This window comes from Klebsiella sp. YJ (assembly GCF_002108615.1).
Lineage (GTDB): Bacteria > Pseudomonadota > Gammaproteobacteria > Enterobacterales > Enterobacteriaceae > Klebsiella > Klebsiella planticola.
Genome location: NZ_MTEG01000001.1, coordinates 194,825 through 209,858, shown reverse-complemented (window position 1 = coordinate 209,858; position 15,034 = coordinate 194,825). Strand labels below are relative to the sequence as shown.

General features: G+C 54.6%; 15 protein-coding genes and 3 tRNA genes. 15 read left to right on the top strand and 3 right to left on the bottom strand.

What is annotated here, in order from left to right; genetic code table 11:
* Positions 1-339 precede the first annotated feature (339 nt).
* Positions 340-756 (top strand): lipoprotein YedD, encoded by a 417-nt coding sequence (gene yedD, locus BV390_RS00995; protein WP_168185400.1) that lies wholly within the window; start codon positions 340-342, stop codon positions 754-756.
* A 46-nt stretch (positions 757-802) separates the two neighbouring features.
* Here yedD and amyA read toward each other — a convergent pair whose 3' ends face one another.
* A complete protein-coding gene (gene amyA, locus BV390_RS00990; RefSeq protein WP_032695309.1) occupies positions 803-2,290 on the bottom strand; it encodes an alpha-amylase in 1,488 nt (495 codons plus the stop codon).
* Between the two features lie 200 nt (positions 2,291-2,490).
* On the opposite strand from amyA, the gene tcyJ reads away from it, so the two are divergent.
* From tcyJ to tcyN, 4 genes are all read left to right on the top strand, one after another.
* On the top strand, positions 2,491-3,291 hold the full coding sequence (gene tcyJ, locus BV390_RS00985; RefSeq protein ID WP_004864171.1) for a cystine ABC transporter substrate-binding protein: 801 nt from the start codon (positions 2,491-2,493) through the stop codon (positions 3,289-3,291).
* Positions 3,292-3,385: 94 nt separating this feature from the next.
* A complete protein-coding gene (dcyD, locus tag BV390_RS00980; RefSeq protein ID WP_085396367.1) occupies positions 3,386-4,372 on the top strand; it encodes a D-cysteine desulfhydrase in 987 nt (328 codons plus the stop codon).
* A 15-nt stretch (positions 4,373-4,387) separates the two neighbouring features.
* On the top strand, positions 4,388-5,056 hold the full coding sequence (gene tcyL, locus BV390_RS00975) for a cystine ABC transporter permease (protein WP_004864166.1): 669 nt from the start codon (positions 4,388-4,390) through the stop codon (positions 5,054-5,056).
* Positions 5,053-5,805, top strand: a complete 753-nt coding sequence (gene tcyN, locus BV390_RS00970; protein WP_032686889.1) for an L-cystine ABC transporter ATP-binding protein TcyN — start codon at positions 5,053-5,055, stop codon at positions 5,803-5,805. Before tcyL ends, tcyN begins: the two co-directional genes overlap by 4 nt.
* Before the next feature lie 3 nt (positions 5,806-5,808).
* Here tcyN and BV390_RS00965 read toward each other — a convergent pair whose 3' ends face one another.
* Positions 5,809-7,167 (bottom strand): CoA transferase, encoded by a 1,359-nt coding sequence (locus BV390_RS00965; RefSeq protein ID WP_049268162.1) that lies wholly within the window; start codon positions 7,165-7,167, stop codon positions 5,809-5,811.
* A 145-nt stretch (positions 7,168-7,312) separates the two neighbouring features.
* Here BV390_RS00965 and sdiA point away from each other — a divergent pair, with 145 nt between their 5' ends.
* The gene (sdiA, locus tag BV390_RS00960) at positions 7,313-8,035 is read left to right on the top strand and encodes a transcriptional regulator SdiA (protein ID WP_032686892.1); all 723 of its coding nucleotides are present in this window, start codon (positions 7,313-7,315) and stop codon (positions 8,033-8,035) included.
* Positions 8,036-8,101: 66 nt separating this feature from the next.
* Here the strand turns inward: sdiA and BV390_RS00955 are convergent, their stop codons facing one another.
* On the bottom strand, positions 8,102-8,326 hold the full coding sequence (locus BV390_RS00955; RefSeq protein ID WP_004864152.1) for a DUF2594 family protein: 225 nt from the start codon (positions 8,324-8,326) through the stop codon (positions 8,102-8,104).
* 464 nt (positions 8,327-8,790) lie between these two features.
* On the opposite strand from BV390_RS00955, the gene uvrY reads away from it, so the two are divergent.
* The 9 genes from uvrY (at position 8,791) to BV390_RS00910 (ending at position 15,031) form a co-directional block, all read left to right on the top strand.
* Entirely contained in the window at positions 8,791-9,447 is a 657-nt protein-coding gene (uvrY, locus tag BV390_RS00950) for a UvrY/SirA/GacA family response regulator transcription factor (protein ID WP_032686893.1), read from the top strand.
* Complete coding sequence (gene uvrC / locus BV390_RS00945) at positions 9,444-11,276, top strand: excinuclease ABC subunit UvrC (protein WP_004864146.1); 1,833 nt, start codon at positions 9,444-9,446, stop codon at positions 11,274-11,276. Before uvrY ends, uvrC begins: the two co-directional genes overlap by 4 nt.
* A gap of 57 nt (positions 11,277-11,333) precedes the next feature.
* Positions 11,334-11,882: a CDP-diacylglycerol--glycerol-3-phosphate 3-phosphatidyltransferase gene (pgsA, locus tag BV390_RS00940; protein WP_004864143.1), complete on the top strand. Its 549-nt coding sequence runs from the start codon at positions 11,334-11,336 to the stop codon at positions 11,880-11,882.
* A 151-nt stretch (positions 11,883-12,033) separates the two neighbouring features.
* Positions 12,034-12,109 (top strand) — tRNA-Gly (locus BV390_RS00935).
* A 39-nt stretch (positions 12,110-12,148) separates the two neighbouring features.
* A tRNA-Cys gene (locus tag BV390_RS00930) sits at positions 12,149-12,222 on the top strand.
* 13 nt (positions 12,223-12,235) lie between these two features.
* Positions 12,236-12,321, top strand: a tRNA-Leu gene (locus BV390_RS00925).
* Positions 12,322-12,591: 270 nt separating this feature from the next.
* Positions 12,592-13,557 (top strand): metallophosphoesterase, encoded by a 966-nt coding sequence (locus BV390_RS00920; RefSeq protein ID WP_085396366.1) that lies wholly within the window; start codon positions 12,592-12,594, stop codon positions 13,555-13,557.
* Between the two features lie 144 nt (positions 13,558-13,701).
* Positions 13,702-14,277, top strand: coding sequence for a DUF805 domain-containing protein (locus BV390_RS00915; RefSeq protein ID WP_032686895.1), 576 nt, complete (start codon positions 13,702-13,704; stop codon positions 14,275-14,277).
* Between the two features lie 52 nt (positions 14,278-14,329).
* Entirely contained in the window at positions 14,330-15,031 is a 702-nt protein-coding gene (locus tag BV390_RS00910) for a YecA/YgfB family protein (protein WP_463666967.1), read from the top strand.
* Positions 15,032-15,034: the final 3 nt, after the last annotated feature.

Below are 15,034 nucleotides of genomic sequence, written 5' to 3'. Positions count from 1 at the left end.
GTAATATTGCCCATAATTTGCCAGGAATACTCCCAAAGTAATGTGCGGTCCGGGTTATGTGAGGGAATTAAAAGCAAAATTGCCTCTTTCCCGGAGAGCGAGGGCCCCAAATAATAAATATTTTTAGGATTTTCCTTATGTTGATTGCGTAAATAGCCAGCATTTTGTCATCACTGCTTCATTATCGTTATTAATTAATAATGCGGCGGCATTTTTTTCCGAGGGCGACGGTGGCGTTTTACGTAGGGTCATGTTGGCCAGTTTGACGCGGGTCAGCGGGAGGGGTGGCGGGCTTAACGCTTTAATGCCACAATACTTTTTTATCGGTTTGTGGGATGGATGATGAAAAAGTTAGTGATTGCCGGTGCGCTGTTGATGCTGGCGGGATGTGTCCAGGTTGATAATTACGATACCGTCGTCAAAGCGCCAGCGCCCGCCGGGTTAGAGGGATACTGGCAGTCAAAAGGCCCGCAGAGCGAAATGATGAGCCCGGACGCGATTGCCAGCCTGATTGTGACGAAAAATGGCGATACCCTCGATTGTCGACAGTGGCAGCGCGTCATCGCCACGCCGGGTAAATTAATGCTGCATGATGAGCAGGTCTATAACGTCACCTCCAGACTTGATGTGTATCCTGTTGAGCGTTCAGGTAACACGCTGCAATACGATCGCATGACCCTGACCCGCGTTGACCGCCTGACCGCCGAGTGCGAGCAGGCGTGGAAAAAAGCCGCGGCAGGGAAAAGCGTGAACTAATGCCGCTGCGGGCTGAGACGACGTTCAGCCCGCGTGCTTCCAACGACTACAGCACCTCCTCAATGACCCAAACGCTGACGCTTCCGCCGTTGCAGGTAAAGGTGGCGCAGCCTTCGTCGTCGGTTTCCACCACCTCTTGACGATTGCCCAGAAAATCCTTCCAGCGCTTATTGCCATAGTTGGCACCCAGCGTCAGCAGCTTCTCTCCCTCATCGCCGTTAGACAATACAACGACGCATCCCGGATCTTCATCGGTGCCGCTGCGGCTGAACGCAATACAGTTGGGATGATCGAACCACAGCGTCTGGACGCCGTGAGCAAAACGCTGGCGGGCGTCAATAAGTTCATGCAACTGTTCAATCACCGGCATCTCAATGGCATAGGTCTGGCCATCACCACCGGTATCTTCATAGCTGGCGCCGAAGAGGTCGGCATAAAAAACCGAGGGAACGCCGTTTTCGCGCAGCAGAATGAGCGCATAGGCCAGCGGTTTGAACCACGGTTCGACGGGGGCCTCCAGCGCCTGCAAGGGCTGGGTGTCATGGTTGGTCACCAGCGTAACGGCATGAAACGGGTCGCTTTCAACCAGCGTGCCGCTAAAAATCTGGCTCATATCGTAGTCGCGCCCCTGGCGTGACGCCTCGTGAAACTTCATCTGCAAAGGGGCGTCAAACAGCATCGTTTTACCGTCGACGCGCTCGATATATTGCTGGAGCTTATCAACTTCATGCGACCAGTACTCAGCCACGATAAACAGCGGTTTTGTCGCCACTTCCTGTACATGGTCGATCCACGCTTTATAAAACCACGCGGGAATATGTTTAACCGCATCGAGACGGAAACCGTCGCAGCCGGTTTGCTCCATAACCCAGCGGGCCCAGTACTTCAGCTCTTCGGCGACCGCATGATTGCGGAAATCAATATTCTCGCCCATCAGGTAATCGAAATTACCCATTTCATCATCGACCTGATCGCTCCAGCCTTCGCCGGTATAATCGTTAACAATTTTAAAAACGCCGTCCTCGTCGGGATTCTCGATGTGATCGATGCCGCTGAAACATTTGTAGTCCCAGATAAACTGAGAATACTGCCCGCCCCGGACGGGGAAGGTGTAGCGTGTCCAGGCCTCGCATTCGATAATCTCTTCAGCAATTTGCGTCCGGTCCTGCTCATCGACGCGCTGCACGCGAATTTGCTCTTTCTCATCTGCGCCCATCTTGTGGTTGACCACCACGTCAAGCAGCACCGCGATATCGTGCTGGTGAAGGGCCGCAATGGCGGCAAGGAGCTGGGCTTTATCGCCATATTTCGTGGCAAGGGAGCCTTTTTGGTCGAACTCACCGAGATCAAACAGATCGTAGCTGTCGTAGCCGACGGAGTAACCGCCGGACGCGCCTTTGTAAGCCGGCGGTAGCCAAATCATGTTAATGCCAATTTCATTCAGGTTCGGGGCCAGGGCTTCGACCTCGCGCCACAACTCGCCGCCGGCGGGGTAATACCAGTGAAAGCACTGTAGTAACGTGGGGTTTTTCATCTTCCATGCTCCAGACGTCATCAAGCTGACCTTTGCAGTATGAGATATCTCCAGCAAATCCGATGAATTTTGGTTCTCTTTTCGCTATGTCTTAAATCGCTGCGTATATAATGTTTCGGAATAAGATGTAGCGTATAGGTGTTGGTGAGCGAAACTAAACGCCTTACACTACTGGAAAATATCACTTATCAGGGGCATCTATGAAATTAGCACTTCTGGGTCGTCAGGCGCTGATGGGCGCGATGGCTGTAGTTTTAATGGCCGGCGTCAGCGCAAAATCGTTTGCTGCGGAAAATCTGCTGGGGCAGATTAAAGAGCGCGGGACGCTGCGCGTAGGCCTGGAAGGGACCTATCCGCCGTTCAGCTATCAGGGCGACGACGGTAAGCTGACCGGTTTCGAGGTTGATTTTGCTAATGAGCTGGCGAAACATCTGGGCGTGAAGGCCGATCTGAAACCGACCAAATGGGACGGCATGCTGGCTTCCCTCGACTCCAAACGTATTGACGTGGTGATTAACCAGGTCACCATTTCCGATCAGCGCAAGCAAAAGTATGACTTCTCTACCCCCTATACGGTGTCGGGTATTCAGGCGCTGGTGAAAAAAGGCAACGAAGGCATTATCAAAACCGCGGCTGACCTGAAAGGCAAAAAAGTCGGCGTCGGTCTGGGCACCAACTACGAAGAGTGGCTGCGCCAGAACGTCCAGGGCGTAGATATTCGTACCTATGATGATGACCCGACTAAATATCAGGATCTGCGCGTGGGTCGTATTGACGCGATTCTGGTCGATCGCCTGGCGGCGCTGGATCTGGTGAAGAAAACCGGCAATACCCTGGCGGTGACCGGCGAAGCGTTCTCCCGTCAGGAGTCTGGCGTGGCGCTGCGTAAAGGCAACGAAGACCTGTTGAAAGCGGTTGATGGCGCTATTGCTGATATGCAGAAAGATGGCAGCCTGAAAGCGCTGTCGGAAAAATGGTTTGGCGCCGACGTGACGATGTAACGGCTGGCGGTGAAAAAAGGCGCTATTGATAGCGCCTTTTTTTATTTCGTACGCCAGTGTGTGCATAATAAAGATAACTCAGTCAGGAGGTACCATGTCACTGCAAAATTTAACGCGCTTCCCGCGCCTGGAATTGATTGGCGCGCCGACGCCGCTGGAATATCTACCGCGCTTGTCCGATCATCTGGGCCGCGAGATTTTTATTAAACGTGACGACGTGACCCCGCTGGCGATGGGCGGCAATAAGCTGCGTAAGCTGGAGTTCCTGGCGGCAGATGCGCTGCGTGAAGGCGCGGATACGTTAATCACCGCCGGCGCGATTCAGTCGAACCACGTTCGTCAAACGGCGGCGGTGGCCGCGAAACTGGGTCTGCACTGTGTGGCGCTGCTGGAAAACCCTATCGGCACTCGCGCCGAGAACTACTTGACCAACGGTAACCGCCTGCTGCTGGATCTGTTTAATACCCAGGTTGAGATGTGCGATGCGCTGACCCAACCCGATGTTCAGCTGGAAGAGCTGGCAACCCGCATTGAAGCGCAGGGCTATCGGCCTTACGTCATTCCGGTGGGGGGCTCCAATGCGCTTGGCGCGCTGGGCTATGTCGAAAGTGCCCTCGAAATCGCCCAGCAGTGCGAAGGCGCCGTCGAACTCTCTTCCGTGGTGGTCGCCTCCGGGAGCGCGGGTACCCATGCCGGGCTGGCCGTAGGACTGGAACAGCTGATGCCTGGGGCTGAGCTGATTGGCGTTACCGTATCACGCAAGGTGGCGGAGCAGTTGCCGAAAGTCGTCGCGCTTCAGCAGGCGGTGGCGAACAGCCTGGAGCTCCAGGCCAATGCGGAGATTAAGCTGTGGGATGACTATTTTGCGCCGGGATATGGCACGCCGAACGACGAAGGAATGGAAGCCGTGAAGCTGCTGGCGCAGCTGGAAGGCATTCTGTTGGATCCGGTTTATACCGGCAAAGCGATGGCCGGGTTGATTGACGGCATTAATCAGAAGCGCTTTAAGGATGAAGGGCCGATTTTATTTATCCACACGGGTGGAGCGCCGGCGCTGTTTGCCTATCATCCCCATATCTAAAGCAGAACATACAGAATGCAAGAGAGTATCCAACTGGTTATCGATTCCGCGCCTTATCTGCTGAAAGGCGCGGTGTTTACGTTACAGCTGAGCATCGGCGGTATGTTCTTTGGCCTGGTGCTGGGCTTTATCCTCGCTTTGATGCGGATGTCGCCTCTGTGGCCGGTGAAATGGCTGGCGAGAATGTATATCTCCATCTTCCGCGGTACCCCGCTGATTGCCCAGCTGTTTATGATCTATTACGGTCTGCCGCAGTTTGGTATTGAGCTTGACCCGATCCCGGCGGCGATGATTGGTCTGTCGCTTAACACCGCGGCCTACGCGGCGGAAACGCTGCGTGCGGCGATTGCCTCGATTGACAAAGGGCAGTGGGAAGCTGCGGCCAGTATCGGTATGACGCCGTGGCAAACTCTGCGCCGGGCGATTTTGCCGCAGGCTGCGCGCGTGGCGCTGCCGCCGCTCTCCAACAGTTTTATCAGTCTGGTAAAAGATACCTCGCTGGCGGCCACCATTCAGGTTCCGGAACTGTTCCGTCAGGCGCAGCTGATCACCTCGCGCACCCTGGAGGTGTTCACCATGTATCTGGCCGCATCGCTGATTTACTGGGTGATGGCGACGGTGCTGTCCTCATTGCAGAACTATTTTGAAAACCAGCTGAATCGCCAGGAGCGTGATCCAAAATGAGTGCCATTGAAGTCAAAAACCTGGTGAAAAAATTTCACGGTCAGACGGTACTGCACGGTATCGACCTCAATGTCCAGGAGGGGGAAGTGGTGGCGATCATCGGCCCCAGCGGGTCCGGTAAAACGACGCTGCTGCGCAGTATTAATCTGCTGGAACAGCCGGAAAGCGGGACCATCCGGGTGGGCGATGTGACCATTGATACCGCGCGCAGCTTCAGCCAGCAAAAAGGGTTGATTCGCCGCCTGCGCCAGCATGTGGGGTTCGTGTTCCAGAGTTTCAACCTGTTCCCGCATCGTACGGTACTGGAAAACATCATTGAAGGGCCGGTTATCGTCAAGGGTGAGGATAAAAACGAATCCATTGTTCGCGCCCGGGAGCTGCTGGCGAAAGTGGGGCTGAGCGGTAAAGAAAACAGCTATCCTCGTCGTCTGTCCGGCGGTCAGCAGCAGCGTGTGGCCATCGCGCGTGCGCTGGCGATGCGCCCGGATGTGATTTTGTTTGATGAGCCGACGTCGGCTCTCGATCCTGAGCTGGTTGGCGAGGTGCTGAACACCATTCGCCAGCTGGCGCAGGAGAAGCGCACGATGGTCATCGTGACTCATGAAATGAGCTTTGCCCGCGATGTCGCGGACCGCGCGATTTTTATGGACCAGGGGCGTATCGTCGAACAGGGCGAGGCGAAAGCGCTGTTTGCCAACCCGCAGCAGCCGCGCACCCGCCAGTTCCTTGAAAAATTTCTGATGCAGTAATTTTTACCAGCTCGCGGCGGCCGTCCCCAGTGGCGAGGACGGCCGCGACCAGACCACCGGTGTTCCCGCCAGCTGTAACGGAAAGCGCAGACGTTCGCCCAGGCCGAAAGCTGACCATTCCAGCGCCGGCTGGAAATCGCCCCGTTGCGGTTCACGAAAAGAGAGGGGGCTGTCTGGCGTGGGATACTGCATTAAGCATGCCGCCACCCGAGCCAGCGACAGGCGCGCGCGATAACCCTCGCCGCAGGTCGCACGGCGATAAAGACCTTTGAGTACCGCGGCAGCCATTAAGTAACCGGTAGCATGATCCAGGGCCTGAACCGGCAGAGGCACCGGTTTATCCGCCTGCCGCCACCGTTGACCGGCTGCGGCAATCCCGCAGGCCATCTGCACCAGACTGTCAAAACCGCGGCGGTTGCGCCACGGACCGCTCCATCCCCAGGCATTCAGCGACACATCGACCAGCCCTGGTCTGAGTCGAGCCCGCGTCTCACTATCTAATCCCAGGGTGTCCAGCGCATCGGCACGGTAGCCGTGTACGATAACATCAGCCTGACAGAGCAAATCTATTAAACGTTGCTTATCGATCGCTGTTTTAATATTCAGTCGTGCGCAGCGCTTGCCGAGCGTGATTTCCTCGGCGAGCGTCGGCTCACACCAGTCTGGCGGATCGATCCGCAGCACCTGCGCTCCGAGGCCGGCGAGCAGACGGGTGGCCACCGGTCCGGCAATAATCCGCGTCAGATCGAGTACCCGAATGCCGAGCAGCGGTCTGCTGCGAGCCAAACGCCAGTCGACGGGGGATCCAGGCGGTAAAGGTGTTTCGATGAGCAGCGGTTCCTGACTGACCGCCACGCCCTGCGGGTGCGCCTGCCATTGTCGGGCGCTGCGCATTGCCGCCGCACAACCGCCTGCTTCGACGACCGCTTGTTCAAGCGCTTCAGCCTGCCACAGGCGAACCGCTGATGCCAGAGAAGCCCGGGAGTCGTGTTCACCTAAAACACGTGCCATGGCCCGGCGGTGGTGGGCTGCGTTGGTATGCAAACGGATCCAGCCTTCCTGAGTCGGGTAGTCGCCGGCCAGGGGATCCCACAGCGACTGGGGCGGCCGGTTTACAGGATACAGGCTATGATTAAACCAGTAAGAAGCGAGGCGCCGGTCGACCCGGAGCGGCGAGGGATTACCTGAGAGTTGCGCCAGCTGAGCGCCGGCGACGGCGATAGACGCTGAGGCAAAATCGGTGACGGCAAAGCAGGAATGCAGCGCCCCCGCCTGGGTAAATTCGACTTCCGGGGCCGGGTGGGAACTAAAGGCCTGCCATAGCCGGGAATATATCGTGTTTAGCGATAAAGGATCCGACATACTTTTCTCCTGTAACGGGTGAGGAGCGCCAGTCATGGTCTAATAAGTGCGATGCATACGATATTTTATACATATAAATAAGATTTATGTGTTAGTTTTCTGTATTTCTAATAATGATTATTACTCAGGAGTTATTTGGTCGGTTATGAGGGACATTGATTTTTTCAGCTGGCGGCGGGAAATGCTGCAACAATTTCAGTCAATCACCACGGGAGGGGAAGTTTATAATCTCCTGCAACAACAAACGGAAGGGCTGGAATATGACTATTTTGCGCTTTGCGTACGCCACCCCGTGCCTTTTACCCGGCCCAGGATTACGCTGCAATCGACCTACCCACAGGCGTGGATGACACACTACCAGGCTGAGAATTATTTTGCTATCGATCCGGTATTGCGTCCCGAAAACTTTCTCCGTGGCCATCTGCCGTGGGATGACAGACTCTTTCGTGATACGCCGGAATTGTGGGATGGTGCACGAGATCATGGGCTGAACAAGGGGGTTACCCAGTGTCTGACCTTGCCTAATCATGCTCAGGGATTTCTGTCCGTTTCCGGCCGCAGCCGTAGCGCAGGGCCGTTTCATGAAGACGAGCAGGAGATGCGCTTAAGAACGCTGACCGAGCTGAGCCTGCTGACGTTACTGCGGCTGGAAGATGCGATGGTCATGCCGCCGGAAATGAAGTTTAGTCGCCGTGAACTGGAAATATTGAAATGGACGGCGGAGGGAAAAACATCGGCTGAAGTGGCGATTATTCTCTCTATCTCAGAAAATACCGTTAATTTCCATCAAAAGAATATGCAACGAAAATTCAATGCGCCAAATAAAACGCAAATCGCCTGTTACGCGGTGGCGACCGGTTTAATTTGAGCAGGTAGGGTGTTCTGCGTGTCAGACGTGGGGACCGGCTGTGCTGAACTCACAGCCGGTTGACTGTTACTGGCGGTAAGCTTGTTTAATTTGCTTAACGGTGCTGGAGAATACGGCAGCCTGAGCCTCATCTTCCATCTGCGTGATCTGTTTTTCCATTTTAATAATCACCCGACCCGCATCCGCCTGGCCCATTGCCTGGAGCATCAGCGTCAGCAGCGTTTTCAGGCAGGTCACTTCCTGCGCCAGTTCTTGATTATTTTCTGCAGTGGAAAAATCTGGAGTGCTCATCGATATCCTCGTTTGCTATCGGCGCTTTTGCGCAATACTAAATGTTAAGGCGGCGCAGTATACCACAAGCGACGGGAAAAAAAGGAGCGCGTAATTTGTGTTCTCTCATCAGAGGTGTAGGTGCATTAATTGCCTGAATAATACGTACTCTGCACGCGTGTCGCAGGTTAATTTTGCGCTGGTGTGTTTTCATCGTTAATTATTGTTACATATTTTGTTTCCTATTTAGCAATGCGCTATCGCGGCGCCATGCCGGTGTTTTTGTAGGGCAAATGTTAAAAATGAAGCGTAATACAACTTACTGTTATCTATAAGTTTCCACTTACTGTGCAGACAAATTGACATATCCGGGGAAGAAACTTTCCGTAGGGCATTTTTTTGGCTTTTAAAGTGACGAGAAAACCCGGTAATATGTATGAGATAAGCTATCCGTAGCGTTATCCCTAATTCTGGAGATTATTCCTTTGATCAACGTCCTTCTTGTTGATGACCACGAGCTAGTGCGCGCAGGGATACGACGCATTCTGGAAGATATAAAAGGGATTAAAGTTGTCGGTGAGTCCTGCTGCGGCGAGGATGCTGTGAAATGGTGTCGCGCCAATTCCGTTGATGTTGTTCTGATGGACATGAACATGCCTGGAATTGGTGGCCTGGAAGCCACGCGCAAGATTGCGCGTTCCATTGTCGATACCAAAGTGATTATGCTCACCGTGCATACCGAAAATCCGCTGCCGGCAAAAGTCATGCAGGCGGGTGCCGCAGGCTATCTGAGTAAAGGTGCTGCGCCGCAGGAAGTGGTGAATGCCATTCGCTGCGTGGCATCCGGCCAACGTTATATTGCTTCCGATATCGCCCAGCAAATGGCGCTTAGCCAGATTGAGCCGGAAAAGACAGAATCGCCTTTTGCCAGTTTGTCTGAACGCGAATTGCAGATTATGCTGATGATCACCAGGGGTCAGAAGGTGAATGAGATCTCAGAGCAGTTAAATCTGAGTCCCAAAACCGTGAACAGCTATCGCTACCGGATGTTCAGTAAATTAAACATCCACGGTGACGTCGAGTTGACCCACCTGGCCATTCGTCATGGTTTGTGCAATGCGGAGTCGTTAGCAAGTCAGTGAGTGATGTTTTTGACGCAAAAGCTTTCCTGAAAACGGTAACCAGCCAGCCGGGCGTCTATCGCATGTATGATGCTGGCGGCACCGTCATCTATGTCGGCAAAGCAAAAGATCTGAAAAAAAGGCTGAGCAGCTATTTTCGGAGCAACCTGGCTTCGCGTAAAACCGAAGCGCTGGTGGCACTGATTGCGCAAATCGACGTGACCGTAACCCATACGGAAACGGAAGCGTTGCTGCTGGAGCACAACTACATCAAGCTGTATCAGCCACGCTATAACGTGCTGCTGCGCGACGACAAATCCTACCCCTTCATTTTCCTGAGCGGCGATACCCATCCACGCCTGGCAATGCACCGCGGTGCGAAACACGCCAGGGGCGAGTATTTCGGTCCTTTCCCGAATGGTTATGCGGTTCGCGAGACGCTTGCACTGCTACAAAAAATTTTCCCTGTGCGTCAGTGCGAGAACAGCGTGTACCGTAACCGGTCGCGTCCGTGCCTGCAGTATCAGATTGGCCGCTGCCTTGGGCCCTGTGTGTCAGGCCTGGTGAGCGAAGAGGAGTACGCGCAGCAGGTTGAATATGTGCGTCTTTTCCTCGCGGGTAAAGATGATCAGGTGCTGACGCAGCTCATTGCCCGGATGGAGAAGGCCAGCCAGGCGCTGGAGTTTGAGGAAGCGGCGCGCATTCGCGATCAGATTCAGGCCGTACGCCGGGTGACCGAGAAACAGTTCGTCTCGAATACCGGGGATGACCTCGACGTTATCGGCGTCGCCTTTGATGCGGGCATGGCCTGCGTCCACGTTCTGTTTATTCGTCAGGGCAAGGTCCTCGGTAGTCGCAGCTATTTTCCGAAAGTGCCAGGCGGTACTGAGCTCGGCGAAGTGGTGGAGACGTTCGTCGGTCAGTTCTATCTGCAGGGCAGCCAGATGCGTACTCTGCCGGGAGAGATTCTGCTCGATTTTAATCTTGGCGATAAAACCTTGCTGGCGGATTCCCTCTCCGAACTGGCGGGGCGTCGGGTGAATGTTCAGACGAAACCACGCGGCGATCGCGCCCGCTATCTCAAGCTGGCGCGTACCAATGCGGCCACGGCCCTGACCACGAAGCTTTCCCAACAGTCGACGATCCATCAACGTCTGCAGGCCCTGGCTACCGTACTTAAACTGCCGGCCGTTAAACGTATGGAATGCTTTGATATCAGCCATACTATGGGTGAACAGACGGTGGCTTCCTGCGTGGTGTTCGACAGTAACGGGCCGCTGCGCGCCGAGTATCGACGCTACAATATCACCGGCATTACGCCGGGCGATGATTATGCGGCGATGAACCAGGTTCTGCGTCGCCGCTACGGTAAGGCAATAGAAGAGAACAAGATTCCTGACGTTATCCTGATCGACGGCGGTAAAGGGCAGCTTGGGCAGGCGAAAAGCGTCTTTGCCGGGCTGGATGTGCCCTGGGACAAACAGCATCCTCTCTTATTGGGGGTGGCGAAAGGCAGCGATCGTAAAGCCGGGCTGGAAACGTTATTCTTCGAACCAGAAGGTGAGGGGTTTAACCTGCCGCCTGATTCGCCTGCGCTGCACGTTATTCAGCATATTCGCGATGAATCCCACGATCATGCCATTGCCGGGCATCGTAAAAAACGGGCAAAAGTGAAAAGCACCAGTTCACTGGAGACTATCGAAGGGGTAGGGCCGAAACGCCGCCAGATGCTGCTGAAGTATATGGGCGGATTGCAAGGGTTACAGCAAGCCAGCGTCGAGGAGATAGCCAAAGTACCGGGTATATCTCACGGTCTGGCAGAAAAGATCTTCTACTCGTTGAAACATTAGGGGCTCTGTAGCAACATAGGGCTAATTTTTACTTCTAACAGATAGTTACCTGTCACTATGCAATTTAATATCCCTACATTGCTTACTCTGTTTCGCGTCATCCTGATACCGTTCTTTGTGCTGGCGTTTTATCTGCCTTTCGTCTGGGCTCCTTTTGCCTGCGCCCTGATCTTTTTTGTCGCTGCCGTTACCGACTGGTTTGATGGTTATCTGGCCCGCCGCTGGAATCAGAGCACCCGTTTCGGCGCTTTTCTTGACCCGGTGGCCGATAAAGTGATGGTGGCGATTGCGATGGTGCTGGTGGTTGAGCACTATCACACCTGGTGGGTAACCCTGCCGGCCGCGACCATGATTGCCCGTGAAATTATTATTTCTGCGCTGCGTGAGTGGATGGCCGAACTGGGTAAACGCAGCAGCGTGGCGGTCTCCTGGATCGGCAAAGTGAAAACAACCGCGCAGATGACGGCACTGGTGTGGATGCTGTGGCGACCAAACGCCTGGGTAGAGTGGGCCGGCATCGCCCTGTTCCTCGTGGCAGCGGTGCTGACGCTGTGGTCTATGCTGCAGTATCTGAACGCCGCGCGCGGAGATTTGCTTGATCAGTGATCGTTTCGCCGCAAATTTCAGCAAACGACACAAGGATTTAAAAAATATCGTTGACTCATTTCGCCAGGTAAGTAGAATGCAACGCATCGAACGGCAGCACAGCTTGCCAGACGATAACAAAATCAAGTGATTAGCAAATTTGCTTGATGATGCGGGAATAGCTCAGTTGGTAGAGCACGACCTTGCCAAGGTCGGGGTCGCGAGTTCGAGTCTCGTTTCCCGCTCCAGATTAAAAACATCGGCAGATGCGGGTGTTTAAGTATTAAGGCGCGTTAGCAAAGCGGTTATGTAGCGGATTGCAAATCCGTCTAGTCCGGTTCGACTCCGGAACGCGCCTCCAATTTACATCCCGAGCCCGGATGGTGGAATCGGTAGACACAAGGGATTTAAAATCCCTCGGCCATAGGCTGTACGAGTTCAAGTCTCGTTCCGGGTACCATTGGGATTATTGAATAAAATCAATGATAAGCAGTGTCGTGAAACCACCTACGGGTGGTTTTTTCATTTCTGAAATCCCCCCTTTCATGATCTCGCGGCATTATATCTTTTTGTCACACGGTCCACCGCCTGACGGAGCGACCGCAATTATCCTGCCATACCGGGCCATTTCATGTCATGACGGGGTAATTCTACGCCGGGCGAAATCCCGCCAGGCCGGCCGTTGAAACTGATATCATCAACATCTCTGTTCCTCGAAAAAGGTGTTCATATGCTGCATTCTGGCCTGCCGGAGAGGCATAGAATCTTCATCGGCGATATCCACGGTCAGTACCATAAGCTCTCCGCTTTGCTGGATCATCTTGATGCTCTGTACCAACGGGATGAGCGTTTACTGATCTTTGTCGGCGATCTGATTGATAATCAGCCTGGGGCGCCGATCGACCACCTGGCGGTACTGGAGCGGGTGAGGGCGGAAGTGGAATCGCGGCGGGCGATATGCCTGATGGGCAATCATGAATTTAATGCCGTTGGCTGGTCAATGCGCCATCCGCAGAGCGCTCAGCCCCTGCGGCCGCATTCACCGAATAATCGACGTCAGCATCAGGCGTTTCTGGCCGATGTTGTCGAAGACACTCCGCGGCATAATTTCTGGATCGACTGGTTTAAAACCCTGCCGCTGTTTGTTGATTATGGCGATATTCGGGCGGTACATGCCTGCTGGGAAGATGAGACAATTGCCCGGCTACGGCCGTGGCTGGATGAACAGAATCGATTGAAACCCGAAAGCTGGGTCGCCGCTTTTGATAAACAGCATCCTCTGTTCCGGATGATCGAGACCGTGCTTAAAGGACCGGAACTGAAACTCCCCGCGGGCTTTAGTTTCGTGGATAAGACCGGCGTCGAGCGCCGCCATATTCGTGTGCGCTGGTGGCGGGATGATGCGAAAACCTATCGCCAGATAGCCCAGGTTCAGGCGGAGATGGTCAGCCGGATCCCGGATATTCCTCTGGAGCAGACCGCTCCTGGCACCACCGATGTCCCGGTGGTGATCGGTCACTACACGTTATCCGGCGAACCTCACTCCTTGAGCGAGCGTGTTGTCTGCGTCGATTACAACGCGGCGAAAGCCGATAACCCGCTTTACGCCTGGATTCAGGAACCTGGCCCGCGACGCGCGGTAACGGGAACCTTTGTCTGCAAGCCCACTGCCTCCTGCCGCCACCCAGCCGGCTAGCGCCGGTATTCAGCGTTCCCCCCCATTTTTCTCAGGCGCGGCATGGCCAAACTGCGGTAAAATAGCGCTCCGGTTCGCCGGACTATTATCCTTTGGGAACGGAACGCCGTTATGGCAATAAAAACAATTTAAATGAGGGATCTTATGGCTACATTGCTTGAAAGCTACGGTGATTGCTTCCGCAAATATGCCACCTTTCGCGGGCGTTCGGCGCGCAAGGAGTATGTGGTTTTTACCGTCGCCAACTTTGTGCTTTCGGCCGTACTGGGGTTGATTCCGATCGTGGGCGGCCTGTTTGGCCTGATCATCATTATCCCCGGTATCGCGGTTGCGGTGCGCCGTCTGCACGATTTGAACAAATCAGGCTGGTGGCTGCTGTCACCCTATGCTGTTCTGCTGGTTGGCTTTATCGGCATTATCGCCACCGTTGATAACGGTGAGGCGGCCGTCTGGGTATGGATCGCGGCGGCCGGAGGCATGGCGGCGCTGGCGTTGTCTGTCTGGCTGCTGTTTGCCCGCGGCACCGATGGCGTCAACCGCTATGGCGACATTCAGCAAGAGAGTGAATACAGCCCGCTAGCTGCCCGGCAGAGCGCGCCGCTCTCTTCCGCCGATGATGTGCGGGAACGCCTTGCGCAGGCGAAAAAAATGTTCGATGACGGAACCATTACCGAGAGCGAATACGAAACGATGCGCGCCAGCATCATTAAAGATATTTAACGCTTGCTGAGTACGCTGCCGGGTGGTTTTCTCCCGGCATTTCCGCTACTGTATGCGCCATTTTTCTACCACGACGAGCCTGTTTATGAAAACCGGACCCCTGAACGAAAGCGAACTTGAATGGCTGGACGATATCCTGTCGAAATACGCCACCGAGGGCGCCATCCTTGATGTCTCAGAGCTTGACGGCCTGCTGACGGCCATTCTCTCCGGCCCGAAAGAGATTGAACCGGCTCAGTGGCTGCTGGCAATCTGGGGCGGAGCGGACAATGTGCCGCGCTGGGCGAACGACCGCGAGCGTGACCATTTTGTTAACCTGACTCTGCAGCATATGAGCGACATTGCCGAGCGTCTGGACGAGTATCCCGATCAATTTGAACCGCTGTTTGGGACCCGCGAAGAGGAAGGTCAGGAGCTGACGATTGTTGAGGAGTGGTGCTTCGGCTATATGCGCGGCGTCGCTCTCGGAAACTGGCCTGCTCTGCCGGAAGAGCCGCAGTCGGCGCTGAACAGCATTGCTTTACACGGCACAGAAGCGCAGTTTACGGCGGTTGAGGCGCTCTCTGTCGATGAGTTTATCGCCAGCGTGGACCATATCCGCCCGGCAGCGCTCTCGTTGTACCAATACTGGACTGAGCATGCTGAGCCGGAAATCGTACAGCAACCGATCCGCAATGAAGTCAAGGTCGGGCGTAACGATCCCTGTCCCTGTGGCAGCGGTAAAAAATATAAGCAGTGTTGCTTAGCGAAATAAAAA

Bases quoted from the DNA above. Each gene is read 5' to 3' on its own strand.
- yedD (WP_168185400.1), top strand. From the start codon at position 340: ATGATGAAAAAGTTAGTGATTGCCGGTGCGCTGTTGATGCTGGCGGGA.
- amyA (WP_032695309.1), bottom strand. From the start codon at position 2,290: ATGAAAAACCCCACGTTACTACAGTGCTTTCACTGGTATTACCCCGCC.
- tcyJ (WP_004864171.1), top strand. From the start codon at position 2,491: ATGAAATTAGCACTTCTGGGTCGTCAGGCGCTGATGGGCGCGATGGCT.
- dcyD (WP_085396367.1), top strand. From the start codon at position 3,386: ATGTCACTGCAAAATTTAACGCGCTTCCCGCGCCTGGAATTGATTGGC.
- tcyL (WP_004864166.1), top strand. From the start codon at position 4,388: ATGCAAGAGAGTATCCAACTGGTTATCGATTCCGCGCCTTATCTGCTG.
- tcyN (WP_032686889.1), top strand. From the start codon at position 5,053: ATGAGTGCCATTGAAGTCAAAAACCTGGTGAAAAAATTTCACGGTCAG.
- BV390_RS00965 (WP_049268162.1), bottom strand. From the start codon at position 7,167: ATGTCGGATCCTTTATCGCTAAACACGATATATTCCCGGCTATGGCAG.
- sdiA (WP_032686892.1), top strand. From the start codon at position 7,313: ATGAGGGACATTGATTTTTTCAGCTGGCGGCGGGAAATGCTGCAACAA.
- BV390_RS00955 (WP_004864152.1), bottom strand. From the start codon at position 8,326: ATGAGCACTCCAGATTTTTCCACTGCAGAAAATAATCAAGAACTGGCG.
- pgsA (WP_004864143.1), top strand. From the start codon at position 11,334: ATGCAATTTAATATCCCTACATTGCTTACTCTGTTTCGCGTCATCCTG.
- BV390_RS00920 (WP_085396366.1), top strand. From the start codon at position 12,592: ATGCTGCATTCTGGCCTGCCGGAGAGGCATAGAATCTTCATCGGCGAT.
- BV390_RS00915 (WP_032686895.1), top strand. From the start codon at position 13,702: ATGGCTACATTGCTTGAAAGCTACGGTGATTGCTTCCGCAAATATGCC.
- BV390_RS00910 (WP_463666967.1), top strand. From the start codon at position 14,330: ATGCGCCATTTTTCTACCACGACGAGCCTGTTTATGAAAACCGGACCC.